Here is a 15,016-nt window from a genome sequence, read left to right as displayed (position 1 = left end):
CCATGCAACGCTACTCGGGCTTCGGCCTTTTCAAACACTCCCTCAGCCACCACGAAAACTGGCAGCGCATGTGGCGCACGCCCACCCCTAAAAAGGTGTACGACGTGGTTATCGTCGGCGGTGGCGGCCATGGCCTGGCCACGGCCTATTACCTGGCCAAAGAGCACGGCATCACCAACGTCGCCGTGATCGAGAAGGGCTACCTGGGCGGCGGCAACACCGCCCGTAACACCACCATCGTGCGTTCCAACTACCTGTGGGACGAGTCGGCGCACCTGTACGAGCACGCCATGAAGCTGTGGGAAGGCCTGTCCCAGGACCTGAACTACAACGTCATGTTCTCCCAGCGTGGTGTGTACAACCTGTGCCACACCCTGCAGGACATGCGTGACTCCGAGCGCCGTGTCAGCGCCAACCGCCTGAACGGCGTGGATGGCGAGCTGCTGAACACCGCCCAGGTTGCCGCAGAAATCCCGTACCTGGACTGCTCCAAGAACACCCGCTACCCGATCCTGGGCGCCACCGTACAGCGCCGTGGTGGCGTGGCCCGTCACGACGCCGTGGCCTGGGGCTTCGCCCGTGCGGCCGACGCCCTGGGCGTTGACCTGATCCAGCAAACCGAAGTGATCGGCTTCCGCAAGGAAAACGGCGCGGTCATCGGTGTGGAAACCAACAAAGGCTTCATCGGCGCCAAGCGCGTCGGCGTAGTCACCGCCGGTAACTCCGGGCACATGGCCAAGCTGGCCGGCTTCCGCCTGCCGCTGGAATCGCACCCGCTGCAAGCGCTGGTGTCCGAGCCGATCAAGCCGATCATCGACAGCGTGATCATGTCCAACGCCGTACACGGCTACATCAGCCAGTCCGACAAGGGCGACCTGGTGATCGGTGCCGGTATCGACGGCTGGGTCGGCTACGGCCAGCGCGGTTCGTACCCGGTGATCGAGCACACCCTGCAGGCCATCGTCGAAATGTTCCCCAACCTGTCGCGTGTTCGCATGAACCGCCAGTGGGGCGGCATCGTGGATACCTCGCCGGACGCTTGCCCGATCATCACCAAGACCCCGGTCAAGAACATGTTCTTCAACTGCGGTTGGGGCACTGGCGGCTTCAAGGCAACCCCGGGTTCGGGCAACGTCTTCGCCGCGAGCCTGGCCAAGGGCGAAATGCACCCACTGGCCGCGCCGTTCTCCATGGACCGTTTCTACAACGGCGCACTGATCGACGAACACGGCGCCGCCGCCGTCGCCCACTAACCGGAGACACCGTCATGTTGCATATTTTCTGTCCCCACTGCGGCGAGCTGCGCTCCGAAGAAGAGTTCCACGCCTCTGGCCAGGCGCACATCGCCCGCCCGCTGGACCCTAACGCCTGCTCCGACGAGGAGTGGGGCACCTACATGTTCTACCGTGACAACCCACGCGGGATTCACCATGAACTGTGGGACCACGTTGCCGGCTGCCGCCAGTACTTCAACGTCACCCGCGACACCGTGACCTACGAGATTCTGGAAACCTACAAGATTGGCGAGAAGCCGCAAGTGACCGCCAACGGTAAAGCTGCAAACGCACCGTCGACCGTCAAAGGCCAAGGGGAAAAAGTATGAGCCAGACCTATCGCCTCGCCAGCGGCGGCCGTATCGACCGCAGCAAGGTCCTGAACTTCAGCTTCAACGGCAAGACCTACCAGGGTTATGCCGGTGACAGCCTGGCCGCCGCGTTGCTGGCCAACGGCGTCGACATCGTTGGCCGCAGCTTCAAGTATTCGCGCCCACGCGGCATCATCGCCTCGGGTACCGAAGAGCCGAACGCCATCCTGCAGATCGGCTCCAGCGAAGCCACCCAGATCCCCAACGTGCGTGCCACCCAGCAGGCGCTGTACGCAGGCCTTGTCGCCACCAGCACCAACGGCTGGCCGAACGTCAACAACGACGTCATGGGCATCCTTGGCAAGGTGGGCGGCAGCATGATGCCGCCGGGCTTCTACTACAAAACCTTCATGTACCCGAAATCGTTCTGGATGACGTACGAAAAGTACATCCGTAAGGCTGCCGGCCTGGGCCGTGCACCGCTGCAGAACGACCCGGACAGCTACGACTACATGAACCAGCACTGCGACGTGCTGATCGTCGGTGCCGGCCCTGCTGGCCTGGCCGCTGCACTGGCGGCTGCGCGCAGCGGTGCCCGTGTGATCCTGGCCGACGAGCAGGAAGAGTTTGGCGGCAGCCTGCTCGACACCCGCGAAACCCTCGACGGCAAGCCTGCCGCCGACTGGGTCAACGCCGTGGTCAAAGAGCTGGAAGGCCTGCCGGAAGTGACCCTGCTGCCACGCGCCACGGTCAACGGCTACCACGACCATAACTTCCTGACCATTCACGAGCGCCTCACCGACCACCTCGGCGACCGCGCCCCGATCGGCCAGGTTCGCCACCGTGTGCACCGTGTACGCGCCAAGCGCGTGGTACTGGCTGCCGGCGCCCACGAGCGCCCGCTGGTGTACGGCAACAACGACGTGCCGGGCAACATGCTGGCCGGTGCTGTTTCCACCTACGTACGCCGTTACGGCGTGGCCCCAGGCCGCAAGCTGGTGCTGTCGACCAACAACGACCACGCCTACCGCGCCGCGCTGGACTGGCACGACGCTGGCCTGCAAGTGGTCGCCATCGCCGACGCCCGCCACAACCCACGTGGTTCGCTGGTTGAAGAAGCGCGTGCCAAGGGCATTCGCATCCTTACCTCCAGCGCCGTGGTCGAGGCCAAAGGCAGCAAGCACGTTACCGGCGCCCGCGTGGCCGCCATCGATGTGCAGGCGCACAAAGTCACCAGCCCAGGCGAAACCCTCGAGTGCGACCTGATCGCAAGCTCCGGTGGCTACAGCCCGATCGTTCACCTGGCTTCGCACCTGGGCGGTCGCCCGGTATGGCGTGACGATATCCTCGGCTTCGTGCCGGGCGATGCGCCGCAAAAACGCGAATGCGTGGGTGGTATCAATGGCGTCTACGCCCTTGGCGACGTGATTGCCGATGGTTTCGAAGGCGGCGTGCGCGCAGCCACCGAAGCAGGCTTCAAAGCCACTGTCGGCACCCTGCCAAAAACCGTTGCACGCAAGGAAGAGGCCACTGTGGCGCTGTTCCTGGTGCCACACGACAAAGGCACCAAGGGGCCAAAGCAGTTCGTCGACCAGCAGAATGACGTGACCGCTGCCGGTATCGAGCTGGCCACCCGCGAAGGCTTCGAGTCGGTCGAGCACGTCAAACGCTACACCGCACTGGGCTTCGGTACCGACCAGGGCAAACTGGGCAACATCAACGGCTTGGCCATCGCCGCCCGTTCGATCGGCATCACCATCCCGGAAATGGGCACCACCATGTTCCGCCCCAACTACACGCCGGTCACCTTCGGCGCCGTAGCGGGCCGTCACTGTGGTCACCTGTTCGAGCCGGTGCGCTTCACCGCCCTGCATGCCTGGCACGTGAAGAACGGCGCCGAGTTCGAAGACGTCGGCCAGTGGAAGCGCCCGTGGTACTTCCCGAAAGCCGGTGAAGACATCCATGCCGCCGTGGCCCGTGAATGCAAGGCCGTGCGCGACAGCGTGGGCCTGCTGGACGCCTCCACCCTGGGCAAGATCGACATCCAGGGCCCGGACGCGCGCGAATTCCTCAACCGCATCTACACCAACGCCTGGACCAAGCTCGACGTGGGCAAGGCCCGCTACGGCCTGATGTGCAAGGAAGACGGCATGGTCTTCGACGACGGCGTAACCGCCTGCGTTGGCGACAACCACTTCATCATGACCACCACCACCGGCGGTGCCGCCCGCGTGCTGCAGTGGATGGAGCTGTACCACCAGACCGAATGGCCAGAGCTGAAGGTGTACTTCACCTCGGTCACCGACCACTGGGCCACCATGACCCTGTCCGGCCCCAACAGCCGCAAGCTGCTGAGCGAGCTGACCGACATCGACATGGACAAGGAAGCCTTCCCGTTCATGACCTGGAAGGAAGGCAACGTGGGCGGCGTGCCAGCCCGTGTGTTCCGAATCTCGTTCACCGGTGAGCTGTCGTACGAAGTGAACGTGCAGGCCAACTACGCCATGGGCGTGCTGGAACAGATCATCGAGGCCGGCAAGAAGTACAACCTGACCCCGTACGGCACCGAGACCATGCACGTACTGCGTGCCGAGAAGGGCTTCATCATCGTTGGCCAGGACACCGACGGTTCGATGAACCCGGACGACCTGAACATGAGCTGGTGCGTGGGCCGCAACAAGCCGTTCTCGTGGATCGGCCTGCGTGGCATGAACCGTGAAGACTGCGTGCGCGAGAACCGCAAGCAACTGGTAGGCCTGAAGCCGGTCGACCCGACCAAGTGGCTGCCGGAAGGTGCCCAGCTGGTGTTCGACCCGAAACAGCCGATCCCGATGGACATGGTTGGCCACGTGACCTCCAGCTACGCGTCCAACTCCCTGGGCTATTCGTTCGCCATGGGCGTGGTCAAAGGCGGCCTCAAGCGCATGGGCGAGCGGGTGTTCTCGCCGCAGGCGGATGGCAGCGTGATCGAGGCGGAGATCGTGTCTTCGGTGTTCTTCGATCCGAAGGGTGAGCGGCAGAACGTCTAAAGGCCCCCGGATAGCGGCGCAGCCCAAAACCCGGTGCTGCGCTGCCCTGACGAACAAGAATTCAAGGCAGGTAAGAAATGAGCGCTATCAACGTCTTCCAGCAAAACCCCGGCGCCGAGGCCAAGGCCCAGTCGCCACTGCACCACGCCGACCTGGCCAGCCTGGTTGGCAAAGGCCGCAAGAACGCAGGCGTGACCCTGCGTGAACGCAAGTTCCTTGGTCACCTCACCCTTCGCGGCGATGGCCACAACCCGGAATTCGCCGCAGGCGTGCACAAGGCCTTGGGCCTGGAACTGCCGGTGGCCCTGACCGTGGTCGCCAAAAACGACATGTCGCTGCAATGGGTCGGCCCGGATGAATGGCTGCTGATCGTACCCGGTGGCCAGGAACTGGCGGTCGAGCAAAAGCTGCGTGCAGCCCTTGAAGGCCAGCACATCCAGGTGGTGAACGTGAGCGGCGGGCAAAGCCTGCTGGAACTGCGCGGCCCGAATGTGCGTGAAGTGCTGATGAAGTCCACCAGCTATGATGTTCACCCGAACAACTTCCCGGTGGGCAAGGCTGTGGGCACCGTATTCGCCAAGTCGCAACTGGTGATCCGCCGCACCGCCGAAGACACCTGGGAACTGGTGATCCGCCGCAGCTTCTCCGACTACTGGTGGCTGTGGCTGCAGGACGCTTCGGCCGAGTACGGCCTGAGCATCGAAGCCTAAGGAGCGCAGAACATGAGTCGGGCACCGGATACCTGGATTCTCACCGCCGACTGCCCGAGCATGCTCGGCACCGTCGACGTGGTGACGCGTTACCTCTTCGAGCAGCGCTGCTACGTGACGGAGCACCACTCCTTCGATGACCGGCAGTCGGGGCGTTTCTTCATTCGCGTGGAGTTCCGCCAGCCGGACGATTTCGACGAGGCGGGCTTCCGGGCCGGCCTTGCCGAGCGCAGCGAAGCGTTCGGCATGACGTTTGAGCTGACCGCGCCGAATCACCGCCCCAAGGTGGTGATCATGGTGTCCAAGGCCGATCACTGCCTGAACGATTTGCTGTACCGCCAGCGCATCGGCCAGTTGGGTATGGACGTGGTTGCGGTGGTGTCCAACCATCCCGACCTGGAACCGCTGGCCCAGTGGCACAAGATTCCTTACTACCACTTCGCGCTCGACCCCAAGGACAAGCCTGGGCAAGAGCGCAAGGTGCTGCAAGTGATCGAGGAAACCGGCGCCGAGCTGGTCATCCTTGCCCGTTACATGCAGGTGCTGTCGCCCGAGCTGTGCCGGCGCCTGGATGGTTGGGCGATCAACATTCACCACTCGTTGTTGCCGGGGTTCAAGGGTGCCAAGCCTTATCACCAGGCTTACAACAAGGGCGTGAAGATGGTCGGCGCGACTGCGCATTACATCAACAACGACCTGGACGAAGGGCCAATCATTGCCCAGGGCGTTGAAGTGGTGGACCACAGCCATTACCCCGAAGACCTGATTGCCAAAGGGCGCGATATCGAGTGCCTGACCCTGGCGCGGGCAGTGGGTTATCACATCGAGCGGCGGGTGTTCCTTAACGCTAACCGGACGGTCGTTCTCTAGCGTCTGTACCGGCCTCTTCGCGGGCGTGCCCGCGAAGAGGCCGGTACAGGCTGCCACCTCTGTTACTTTCCTCCATACCCTCCAACGACACCCCTGCCGCTAAAAGGCATCTCCCTGTCGCTCCCAGTCAGTGCATCCCGCCGTATCCGGCCCACAATTCCCTGCATTCCAGAAACACATGCCGCCCATGGATGGCGGCGCGTTCAACCACCGCTGCATAAATACAAATCAAGCGAGGTAAGAGCATGTCTGGCAATCGTGGAGTGGTATATCTCGGCGCCGGCAAGGTCGAGGTGCAGAAGATCGACTACCCGAAAATGCAGGACCCGCGCGGCAAGAAGATCGAGCACGGCGTGATCCTGAAGGTGGTCTCCACCAACATCTGCGGCTCCGACCAGCACATGGTCCGCGGCCGCACCACTGCCCAGGTCGGCCTGGTCCTGGGCCACGAAATCACCGGTGAAATCGTCGAGAAGGGCAGCGACGTCGAGCGCATGCAGATCGGCGACCTGGTGTCGGTACCGTTCAACGTCGCCTGCGGCCGCTGCCGCTCCTGCAAAGAGATGCACACCGGCGTATGCCTTACCGTCAACCCGGCCCGCGCCGGCGGTGCCTACGGCTATGTCGACATGGGCGACTGGACCGGTGGCCAGGCGGAATACGTGCTGGTGCCATACGCCGACTTCAACCTGCTGAAACTGCCCGAGCGCGACAAGGCCATGGAGAAGATCCGTGACCTGACCTGCCTGTCCGACATCCTGCCTACCGGCTATCACGGCGCTGTAACTGCCGGCGTAGGCCCAGGCAGCACCGTTTACGTCGCGGGTGCTGGCCCGGTCGGCCTGGCTGCCGCTGCCTCGGCCCGCCTGCTGGGCGCTGCCTGCGTCATCGTCGGTGACCTGAACCCGGCCCGCTTGGCCCACGCCAAGTCCCAGGGCTTCGAAGTGGTCGACCTGTCCAAGGACACCCCGTTGCACGAGCAGATCGTCGATATCCTCGGCGAGCCTGAAGTGGACTGCGCTGTCGATGCCGTAGGCTTCGAGGCCCGTGGCCATGGCCACGAAGGTGCCAAGCACGAAGCCCCGGCCACCGTGCTGAACTCGCTGATGCAGGTTACCCGCGTTGCCGGCAGTATCGGTATTCCCGGCCTGTATGTGACCGAAGACCCGGGCGCGGTGGATGCCGCCGCTAAGATCGGCGCGCTGAGCATTCGCTTTGGCCTGGGCTGGGCGAAGTCGCACAGCTTCCACACCGGCCAGACCCCGACCATGAAGTACAACCGCCAGCTGATGCAGGCGATCATGTGGGACCGGATCAACATTGCCGAAGTGGTGGGCGTGCAGGTGATCAACCTGGATCAGGCGCCGGAAGGGTATGGCGAGTTTGATGCAGGTGTGCCGAAGAAGTTTGTGATTGACCCGCATAAAATGTGGGGGGCGGCGTAATCAGCGCCCGTTAATAAGAACCCCTCGGATCGAGGGGTTCTTTATTTTTCAGACGTCAGGATTAAATGCCCATCTGCCTTTATCTTTACGCACATCCCACATTGTTTTCTGGGTGTTGATCGGGTTTTGAGGCTGAGTGGTTTTGTGTCTATAAGGCACGTGTTTGATAGATTGTTGGAGGCTTAAATTTAAAGTCTCTGCAAACTGGCTGTCTTCGTATTCTACTTCAACTGCAATGTCAATGTTATGTTTTTTGGCATATGCTCGGTCTTTTTCTGAAAGTCTCTGATTTGATGTTGGGATTTCTGCTTTTTCGTAGTACTTTAAGTTTTCTTTGTGGTTTTTTTTAAGTATATTTCCCGCTGTATCCTTGTTGGGTCGATCTGGGAACTGATTCATTTTGGAGTTTTGATAATTAATATTTTTATTGTAGTTATCAATTCTATTTATCTTGTTGGCTTTCCTGCCAAAGAGGTTTTTAAATCCTTTGCCGATTGATGGGAACTTGAAGTGTCCTGTCGGGTCTATGTTGTTTATAGGATCGCACTCACAATAGGCATAGGAGTTAAGCCAGCCCCTGCCGAAGGGGCTGAGGTTGTCAGGACTCAGGAAACGCTGAAGAACGGGGTTGTATAGTCTATATCCATTGCCCAGCATATACGCTTCTGTAGCAGTGTCGAGGCGTTGTCCGTTAAAGGCAAGAAGCTCTGTACTTTTTGACTGTTTCAAGTACCCATAAGGTGTATATGCTTTCGAGCCGGCAGGAATGCCCAGCACAGACTTGTTTTGGTCACTTGCTAGAAACCTGAAAGCTTGTATAGGCTCAAGCTCAGCCATAGGTGTTTCTTGCGCCCACAAAATTCGACGATTATCATGCTCAGATACCTGTGCAGAAATATTGGCATTTTGATAAAAAAGTCTGGTCTGATCGTTCGTCATTTTTTGCTGTCTCTGAGGATTTGTGATAGTCAACTCTGCATGTCTTCATGGGTAGCAACAACTAGCAAATTTATCAGTTCGCGAACGGTAGGAACCAACCTCCAGATTATGAGTCGAATTCATCGTTTTCCCAGCCATCCCGGCCCACGAGGTCCCGCCCAATGAAAGCATTCACCCTGGCAACCCTGATGACCCTGGCCGCAAGCCCGGTGTTCGCATTCAACCTCAGCGATGCCGCCAACGCCGTGTCGGCCATGCAAAACCAGAATCAGAGCCAGCAAGCCCAGGTGCAGGCGCCCGAGGCGCAGGCCAATTTGCTCAATACCTTGGGCAGCGAACTGAAGATCACTCCAGAGCAGGCCGTGGGCGGGGCGGGGGCGATGTTGGGGCTGGCGCGCAATAACCTGAGCAGCGAGGACTATGGGCAGCTGACCAAGGCGGTGCCGGGGCTGGACATGCTTTCAGGGGTCAATGCGCTGGGTGGGTTGAGTGGTTTGGGTGAGCTGCTGGGCAAGAACAGTGAGAGCCAGTTGGCATTGAGCAATGCGCTGGGCAACAACGTGGAAAACCGCAGCGATCTGGAGACTGCGTTCAAGGCACTGGGCATGGATACCGGGATGATCGGGCAGTTTGCGCCGTTGATTCTGCAGTACCTGGGGCAGCAGGGGATTGCTGGGTCGTTGCTGGAGAATCTGGGGAGTTTGTGGACTACTCCGGCGCCGTTGACTCTGCCTTCGGTCTGAAGGTTTTGCCGATCGATGCAGGAGCGGCCTTGTGCCGTGAAAGGGCTGCGTAACAGGCCTGGCAATTTTGGTGGCGGTGCTGAACTCAGGGGCCGCTTTGCGGCCCTTAAGCTCCTCCATATCGCGTCCAGTCAGTCCTGGGAATTTGTCCTTTGGTTCTATACCGTAACCACATAAGAGTTGCTTAGACATAAAGGCTTGGCTTTTACCGTCTGCGCACATCAACAATGCTTTGGGAAGGGAGAGGGACACTGGGCAGAAACGTGCGGTATTGTTTGCTTGTGGGCAATATAGGGTATTTAAAAAATGGGATGCCATCGGGAGCTATGTTGAATACCTCATTGTACGAAGGTGCGCTGGGTTCAATGGATATTATACTCAACCGAGGAGCGCTGGGTGCATAGGCTAACTTAGCATTATTAAATAATTCCACTGCGCGTTCGCGCTTTTTAATAAGCGTATCAAGAGCGTTGTCAAGCTTGTCCGCATGGTTTTCCATTCTGGAAAGTGTTGCGCTTACGGGGGACTTTCCATGCTGTTCAAGATGCTTACGCTCTATGGATTTTCCTCGTTCATATATTGCCTCAAGTTCTTTTCCGTGTTTTAAATTTTTTCTGATTTTCTGGTCTATCCTGAGTAGTTTTTTTTGGTAATGCCATGGTCCCTTTGCTTGAGGTGCAGGCATGTGCCCGGTAGGGTCTGTCAAGTTTACCGGGTCACCTATACAATACCCGTACGCGTTCAATCCACCTGCATTGAAAGGGCTCATACTATCCGGCGAAAGAAAGCGCATTATTTTTGTCGAGTACGTTCGGTAGCCTAGTCCCAGTAAATAGCTCTTAGCAGTTTTATCAAAATACTCGCCAGTGAAACCCAGCTGCGTCATGTCCGAGGGCAGATCGGGCGTATGCCCATAGGCGGAATAGGCATGTTGCTCTGTGCTTATTGCGTTTTTGACCTGCAGTACAGACCTTGCTTCATCTGTCGCTAAAAGGTTAGTAGTTTGCGTGCTGCCAACGCCATATTCAGCTAAGGCGTGGTTGCCGACACGAAAAACTGCTCGGTTCAGAGCGCCAGACTTTACAGTGATGAGCTTGTTTTTCTGATAGAAGAGTTGGGTGGCGCAGGCCTTCATTCTCATCGGTTTGACCTTTATTAAGAATCAGATGCATGCTCACCTTCGATGACTTGAGTGCCCAAGTGATCTTGAACTATATAAACCGCGTCTGATGTATGTATTACTACCGTCGTTGGAGAGATTCTTTATAAGGACCCCGTTTTTAGGTGTCAGTGTCCTACCGCTGAGCACGTGCATGCAACTGTTAGAACTGCTAGGTTCGTATGGTGAACGAGCTGACTTTTACAACGGTTTGCAAAGCACAGTCATAGGGGCGCTGTACAGCATCATGCGCGATGCAAGGCCGTTCCCGAAAAAGCGGACTTGCATCGACCCAGCAGGTCAGGCGGCTTCGGTGAAATCTACCAGGCGCACCGGGCGGCGGAAGCCGGCGGTCAGCACTGCCAGGTACGCAAGGCCTAGCCGAAGGACACCAGGGCTGGGAGGCCGAGGACACGGCGGAGCTGGGTTGGAGTGGAGCTGGGTGGGTTGGCCATCGATCGATCCAAGGTATTTTTGTAGTTGTGCTTTGATCGATTTTTATCCACTTAGGTGGGGGATGACAAAAAAGTAATCCTTATGCTGATTATTAGCCTGGGTTTTAATCGGGCTTTTGCAGTGGGGGCCAGTACAGGTCAGCTCATTTCCTGCCGCAGCAGCTCTATCCGCTGGTCCTTCTCCACCCAAAGCTGATTCACCCAGGCCTGCACCGTCTGGCGGAACTCGGGATCATTCTCGTAATCCCCCGCCCACAACGCCGGGTCGAGCTCCCGCACCTGAATGTCGATAATCACCCGACTAATGCTGCCATTGAGCAAATCCCAGAACCCCGGCGCCTTGTTGCCGGGGTACACGATGGTCACGTCCAGCAAGGCATCCAGCTGTTCACCCAACGCTGCCAGCACAAACGCCACGCCCCCAGCCTTGGGCTTGAGCAGGTAGCGATACGGCGACTGCTGTTCCTGGCGCTTGGCCTCGGTGAACCGCGTGCCTTCGAGGTAGTTGACCACGGTCACCGGCTGGCGCTTGAACAGCTCGCAGGCGGCCTTGGTGATCTCCAGGTCCTTGCCCTTGAGTTCCGGGTGCTTCTCAAGGAAGGCCTTGCTGTAGCGCTTCATGAACGGGTAATCCAGCCCCCACCAGGCCAGGCCCAGCAGTGGTACCCAGATCAATTCCTTCTTCAGGAAGAACTTGAAGAACGGTGTGCGGCGGTTGAGGCTTTCGATCAGCGCGGGGATGTCGACCCAGGTCTGGTGGTTGCTCACGGCCAGGTACGAGGTGTCTTTGCGCAGGTTCTCGACGCCGCGAATGTCCCATTGGGTAGGGATGCACAAGGCGAAGATCGCCTTGTCGATTTCCGACCAAGTTTCGGCCACCCACATCACCGCCCACGACGCATAGTCGCGGCCACGGCCCGGCAACACCAGTTTGAGCAGGGCGAAGACCAGCAGCGGGCAGATCAACACCACGGTATTGAGCAGCAGCAGGGTGGTAGTGAGAATGCCGGTCAGCAGGCGACGCATAAAGAGACTCTTGTTGTGGGAGATAAACGGTTGGCAATGATAAGCAGCGCCGTGGCCTACGCCAAATGTCCAATGCCCGACGGCAGGGACAAATGTTTCACAACATGTTGGTTAACCTTGTGACAGCGAACCTATCCTGCCCGTGCAGTCTAAGCACTGACCCCTCTCAAGGAAGCCTGCCTGTGAAACCTCTGCTTGCCCTGTTGTCGTTGTTGGCACTGCCGGTAATGGCCGCCGAGCCTACGATCTATGGCCGTTACGAGAACATCACCCTGCCCGAACTGGGCGAAACCCTTAAAGCCAAGATGGACACCGGTGCCTTCACCGCTTCGCTGTCGGCCAAGGACATCGAACTGTTCACCCGTGATGGCGAGGAATGGGTGCGCTTCCGCCTGGCCACGAAAGACTCGGACGGCAAGGTGTACGAGCACAAGGTATCGCGCATCAGCAAGATCAAGGGCCGCGCCGATGAAGAGGAAGAAGGCGATGCGCCGGAAATCTCCAAGCGCCCGGTGGTGGACCTGGAGCTGTGCCTGGGTGACGTGAAGCGCACCGTGGAGGTGAACCTGGTGGACCGCAGCAGCTTCAACTACCCGCTGCTGGTGGGTTCCAAGGCCCTGCGCGAGTTCAAGGCTGCCGTGAACCCCGCCAAGAAGTTTACTGCTGGCAAGCCTGACTGCTAAGCAGCTGCAAGCCCTTAGCTGCAAGCTGCAAGTGAGAACAGATCAGTGTAAGTTCACCTGATCCGCTTTTACTTGAAGCTTGCAGCTTGAGGCTTGTAGCTCGATGCCCCATATCCTCATCGTCGAAGACGAAGCCGCCATCGCCGACACCTTGGTCTATGCCCTTCAGGCAGACGGCCATAGCACCGAATGGGTGACCTTGGGCAGCGCCGCCCTCGACCAGCAACGCCAGCGCCCGGCCGACCTGATCATCCTCGACATCGGCCTGCCCGACATCAGTGGCTTCGAAACCTGCCGCCAGTTGCGCCGTTTCACCGAGGTGCCGGTGATGTTCCTCAGTGCCCGCGACGGTGAGATCGACCGGGTGGTAGGCCTGGAAATCGGTGCCGACGACTACGTGGTCAAACCCTTCAGCCCGCGCGAAGTGGCCGCACGGGTACGCGCGATCCTCAAGCGCATGGCGCCCCGGGCCGAGCCTGCCACCGATACTTCGCTGTTCCAGCTCGACACCCTGCGCATGCAGATCACGTACCGTGGCCAGCCACTCACCCTGACCCGCCACGAGTTCCGTCTGCTGCAATCCCTGCTGGAACAACCGCAGCGGGTGTTCAGCCGCGAACAGTTGCTCGACGCCTTGGGCGTGGCCTCCGATGTGGGCTACGAGCGCACCATCGACAGCCATATCAAGAGCCTGCGCGCGAAACTGCGCCAGGTAGCGGGCGACGCCGAGCCGATCCAGACCCACCGCGGCCTCGGCTACAGCTACAGCCCGGACCATGCCTGATGCGCCTGGGCATCCGGATTTTCCTGGTGTACTTCCTGTTCGTCGGGTTGGCGGGCTACTTTTTGCTCAATACCGTGCGCGAACAGATTCGTCCGGTGGTGCGCCAGTCGTCTGAAGAAACACTGGTAGACACCGCCAACCTGCTGGCCGAGATCCTGCGTGATGACGTCAAGGCCGGTACCCTGAACCAAAGCCATCTGCCCGAAGTGCTCAAGGCCTATGGCACGCGTAGCCCAGGCGCGCAAATCTGGGGCCTGGCCAAAACCCAGGTCAGCCACCGCATCTATGTCACCGATGCCAAGGGTATCGTGCTACTGGATTCCACCGGCGAGGCCCTGGGCAAGGACTATTCGCAGTGGAATGACGTGCTGAAGACCCTGCGTGGCGAGTACGGCGCCCGCTCGACCCGCAGCGACCCGAGCGATGAAAGCACCTCAGTGATGCATGTGGCTGCACCGATCGTGGATGAGAGCAAGGTCATCGGCGTGGTCACCGTGGCCAAGCCCAACAGCTCGCTGCAACCGTACATCGACCGCTCCGAACAGCGTTTGCTTACCCTGGGCCTCGGACTGATCGGGCTTGGCCTGCTGATCGGTGCAGCGTTGTCGTGGTGGTTGTCGCGCTCGTTGCGTCGGCTGGCTCGTTATGCGCAGGCTGTGAGCGAAGGCGAGCGTGCTGCGTTACCCCATTACAAGGGCGGCGAGCTGGCGCATTTGGCCCAGGCCGTGGAACGCATGCGCACGCAGCTGGAGGGCAAGGCCTATGTCGAGCGTTACGTGCATACCCTGACCCACGAGCTGAAAAGCCCGCTGGCGGCCATTCGCGGGGCGTCCGAGCTGTTGCAGGACGACATGCCGGCCGACCAGCGCGCGCGGTTTGCCGGCAATATCGAGCGTGAGAGCGAACGCTTGCAGCAGATGGTCGAGCGTCTGCTCAACCTGGCCCGGGTCGAGCAGATGCAGGCGCTGGAAGACGAGCAGCAGGTGGCACTGGCGGCGCTGGTGGACGAGTTGTTGTTGGCCCATGCGGCGCGCATCGACGGGGCCAGTCTGCACGTGCGTCAGCGGGTGCCTGCCGGGTTGCGTTTGCTGTGTGATCCGTTCCTGATGCGCCAGGCGCTGGCCAACCTGCTGGATAACGCGCTGGACTTCACCCCCGAAGGGGGGGCGCTGCTGTTCGACCTTGAACGCGATGGCGAGCGGGTGGCGTTGAGCCTGTTCAACCAAGGGCAGGCGATACCGGCGTATGCCATCGGGCGGGTCAGCGAGCGGTTCTACTCGCTGCCGCGGCCAGGGAGTGGGCGCAAGAGCACCGGCTTGGGGCTGAACTTTGTGGCTGAAGTGATGCAGCTGCATGGTGGGGCGTTGGCGGTGGATAACGTCGATGGTGGCGTGCGGGTGAGGTTGTGGCTGCCGGTGCGGCGTATCAGCTGAGATAGCCGGGGCTGCTTTGCAGCCCATCGCCGGCAAGCCAGCTCCCACAGGTACAGCGCCAGGCTTGAAAGCTGTGGAGGCCTGTGGGAGCTGGCTTGCCGGCGATGAGGCCCTTGAAAGTACACACGATCTCCACACAACCTCCCTGAAGCCTC

Annotated in this window: 13 protein-coding genes; 10 read left to right on the top strand and 3 right to left on the bottom strand. The window is 59.8% G+C overall.

Annotated elements, in window-relative coordinates:
• Nucleotides 1–2: 2 nt before the first annotated feature.
• From A0O30_RS17610 to fdhA, 6 genes are all read left to right on the top strand, one after another.
• Nucleotides 3–1,253 (top strand): sarcosine oxidase subunit beta family protein, encoded by a 1,251-nt coding sequence (locus A0O30_RS17610; protein WP_003255680.1) that lies wholly within the window; start codon nucleotides 3–5, stop codon nucleotides 1,251–1,253.
• A gap of 14 nt (nucleotides 1,254–1,267) precedes the next feature.
• Nucleotides 1,268–1,603 (top strand): sarcosine oxidase subunit delta, encoded by a 336-nt coding sequence (locus A0O30_RS17605; RefSeq protein ID WP_012270119.1) that lies wholly within the window; start codon nucleotides 1,268–1,270, stop codon nucleotides 1,601–1,603.
• The gene (locus tag A0O30_RS17600; RefSeq protein WP_105947337.1) at nucleotides 1,600–4,614 is read left to right on the top strand and encodes a sarcosine oxidase subunit alpha; all 3,015 of its coding nucleotides are present in this window, start codon (nucleotides 1,600–1,602) and stop codon (nucleotides 4,612–4,614) included. Before A0O30_RS17605 ends, A0O30_RS17600 begins: the two co-directional genes overlap by 4 nt.
• 77 nt (nucleotides 4,615–4,691) lie before the next feature.
• Nucleotides 4,692–5,324, top strand: a complete 633-nt coding sequence (locus tag A0O30_RS17595) for a sarcosine oxidase subunit gamma (RefSeq protein ID WP_105947336.1) — start codon at nucleotides 4,692–4,694, stop codon at nucleotides 5,322–5,324.
• Nucleotides 5,325–5,336: 12 nt separating this feature from the next.
• Nucleotides 5,337–6,194, top strand: a complete 858-nt coding sequence (gene purU, locus A0O30_RS17590) for a formyltetrahydrofolate deformylase (RefSeq protein ID WP_019096474.1) — start codon at nucleotides 5,337–5,339, stop codon at nucleotides 6,192–6,194.
• 245 nt (nucleotides 6,195–6,439) lie between these two features.
• The gene (fdhA, locus tag A0O30_RS17585; protein ID WP_012270123.1) at nucleotides 6,440–7,639 is read left to right on the top strand and encodes a formaldehyde dehydrogenase, glutathione-independent; all 1,200 of its coding nucleotides are present in this window, start codon (nucleotides 6,440–6,442) and stop codon (nucleotides 7,637–7,639) included.
• A 48-nt stretch (nucleotides 7,640–7,687) separates the two neighbouring features.
• On the opposite strand, the gene A0O30_RS17580 is transcribed toward fdhA, so the two are convergent.
• Nucleotides 7,688–8,578 (bottom strand): RHS repeat-associated core domain-containing protein, encoded by an 891-nt coding sequence (locus A0O30_RS17580; protein ID WP_105947335.1) that lies wholly within the window; start codon nucleotides 8,576–8,578, stop codon nucleotides 7,688–7,690.
• 161 nt (nucleotides 8,579–8,739) lie between these two features.
• Between A0O30_RS17580 and A0O30_RS17575 the strand changes: the two genes are divergently transcribed.
• Complete coding sequence (locus tag A0O30_RS17575) at nucleotides 8,740–9,321, top strand: DUF2780 domain-containing protein (RefSeq protein WP_105947334.1); 582 nt, start codon at nucleotides 8,740–8,742, stop codon at nucleotides 9,319–9,321.
• Nucleotides 9,322–9,526: 205 nt separating this feature from the next.
• On the opposite strand, the gene A0O30_RS17570 is transcribed toward A0O30_RS17575, so the two are convergent.
• Entirely contained in the window at nucleotides 9,527–10,462 is a 936-nt protein-coding gene (locus A0O30_RS17570) for an RHS repeat-associated core domain-containing protein (protein ID WP_105947333.1), read from the bottom strand.
• Nucleotides 10,463–11,073: 611 nt separating this feature from the next.
• A complete protein-coding gene (locus A0O30_RS17565; RefSeq protein WP_105947332.1) occupies nucleotides 11,074–11,961 on the bottom strand; it encodes an acyltransferase in 888 nt (295 codons plus the stop codon).
• A 182-nt stretch (nucleotides 11,962–12,143) separates the two neighbouring features.
• Between A0O30_RS17565 and A0O30_RS17560 the strand changes: the two genes are divergently transcribed.
• From A0O30_RS17560 to creC, 3 genes are all read left to right on the top strand, one after another.
• Nucleotides 12,144–12,644 (top strand): ATP-dependent zinc protease, encoded by a 501-nt coding sequence (locus A0O30_RS17560; protein ID WP_019096441.1) that lies wholly within the window; start codon nucleotides 12,144–12,146, stop codon nucleotides 12,642–12,644.
• Nucleotides 12,645–12,747: 103 nt separating this feature from the next.
• Complete coding sequence (creB, locus tag A0O30_RS17555; protein WP_105947331.1) at nucleotides 12,748–13,428, top strand: two-component system response regulator CreB; 681 nt, start codon at nucleotides 12,748–12,750, stop codon at nucleotides 13,426–13,428.
• Nucleotides 13,428–14,861, top strand: coding sequence for a two-component system sensor histidine kinase CreC (creC, locus tag A0O30_RS17550; protein ID WP_105947330.1), 1,434 nt, complete (start codon nucleotides 13,428–13,430; stop codon nucleotides 14,859–14,861). Before creB ends, creC begins: the two co-directional genes overlap by 1 nt.
• Nucleotides 14,862–15,016: the final 155 nt, after the last annotated feature.

The sequence above is a fragment of the Pseudomonas sp. LLC-1 genome, assembly GCF_002992185.1.
GTDB classification, from domain to species: domain Bacteria; phylum Pseudomonadota; class Gammaproteobacteria; order Pseudomonadales; family Pseudomonadaceae; genus Aquipseudomonas; species Aquipseudomonas monteilii.
The sequence above is the reverse complement of the archived record's forward strand: the minus strand, read 5'-3'. Positions and strand labels throughout refer to the sequence as shown.

What these genes read in the sequence shown, in the direction of transcription:
- A0O30_RS17575 (WP_105947334.1), top strand. Translation starts at nt 8,740, where the DNA reads ATGAAAGCATTCACCCTGGCAACCCTGATGACCCTGGCCGCAAGCCCG.
- A0O30_RS17610 (WP_003255680.1), top strand. Translation starts at nt 3, where the DNA reads ATGCAACGCTACTCGGGCTTCGGCCTTTTCAAACACTCCCTCAGCCAC.
- creB (WP_105947331.1), top strand. Translation starts at nt 12,748, where the DNA reads ATGCCCCATATCCTCATCGTCGAAGACGAAGCCGCCATCGCCGACACC.
- A0O30_RS17570 (WP_105947333.1), bottom strand. Translation starts at nt 10,462, where the DNA reads ATGAGAATGAAGGCCTGCGCCACCCAACTCTTCTATCAGAAAAACAAG.
- A0O30_RS17580 (WP_105947335.1), bottom strand. Translation starts at nt 8,578, where the DNA reads ATGACGAACGATCAGACCAGACTTTTTTATCAAAATGCCAATATTTCT.
- A0O30_RS17600 (WP_105947337.1), top strand. Translation starts at nt 1,600, where the DNA reads ATGAGCCAGACCTATCGCCTCGCCAGCGGCGGCCGTATCGACCGCAGC.
- creC (WP_105947330.1), top strand. Translation starts at nt 13,428, where the DNA reads ATGCGCCTGGGCATCCGGATTTTCCTGGTGTACTTCCTGTTCGTCGGG.
- purU (WP_019096474.1), top strand. Translation starts at nt 5,337, where the DNA reads ATGAGTCGGGCACCGGATACCTGGATTCTCACCGCCGACTGCCCGAGC.
- A0O30_RS17595 (WP_105947336.1), top strand. Translation starts at nt 4,692, where the DNA reads ATGAGCGCTATCAACGTCTTCCAGCAAAACCCCGGCGCCGAGGCCAAG.
- A0O30_RS17565 (WP_105947332.1), bottom strand. Translation starts at nt 11,961, where the DNA reads ATGCGTCGCCTGCTGACCGGCATTCTCACTACCACCCTGCTGCTGCTC.
- fdhA (WP_012270123.1), top strand. Translation starts at nt 6,440, where the DNA reads ATGTCTGGCAATCGTGGAGTGGTATATCTCGGCGCCGGCAAGGTCGAG.
- A0O30_RS17605 (WP_012270119.1), top strand. Translation starts at nt 1,268, where the DNA reads ATGTTGCATATTTTCTGTCCCCACTGCGGCGAGCTGCGCTCCGAAGAA.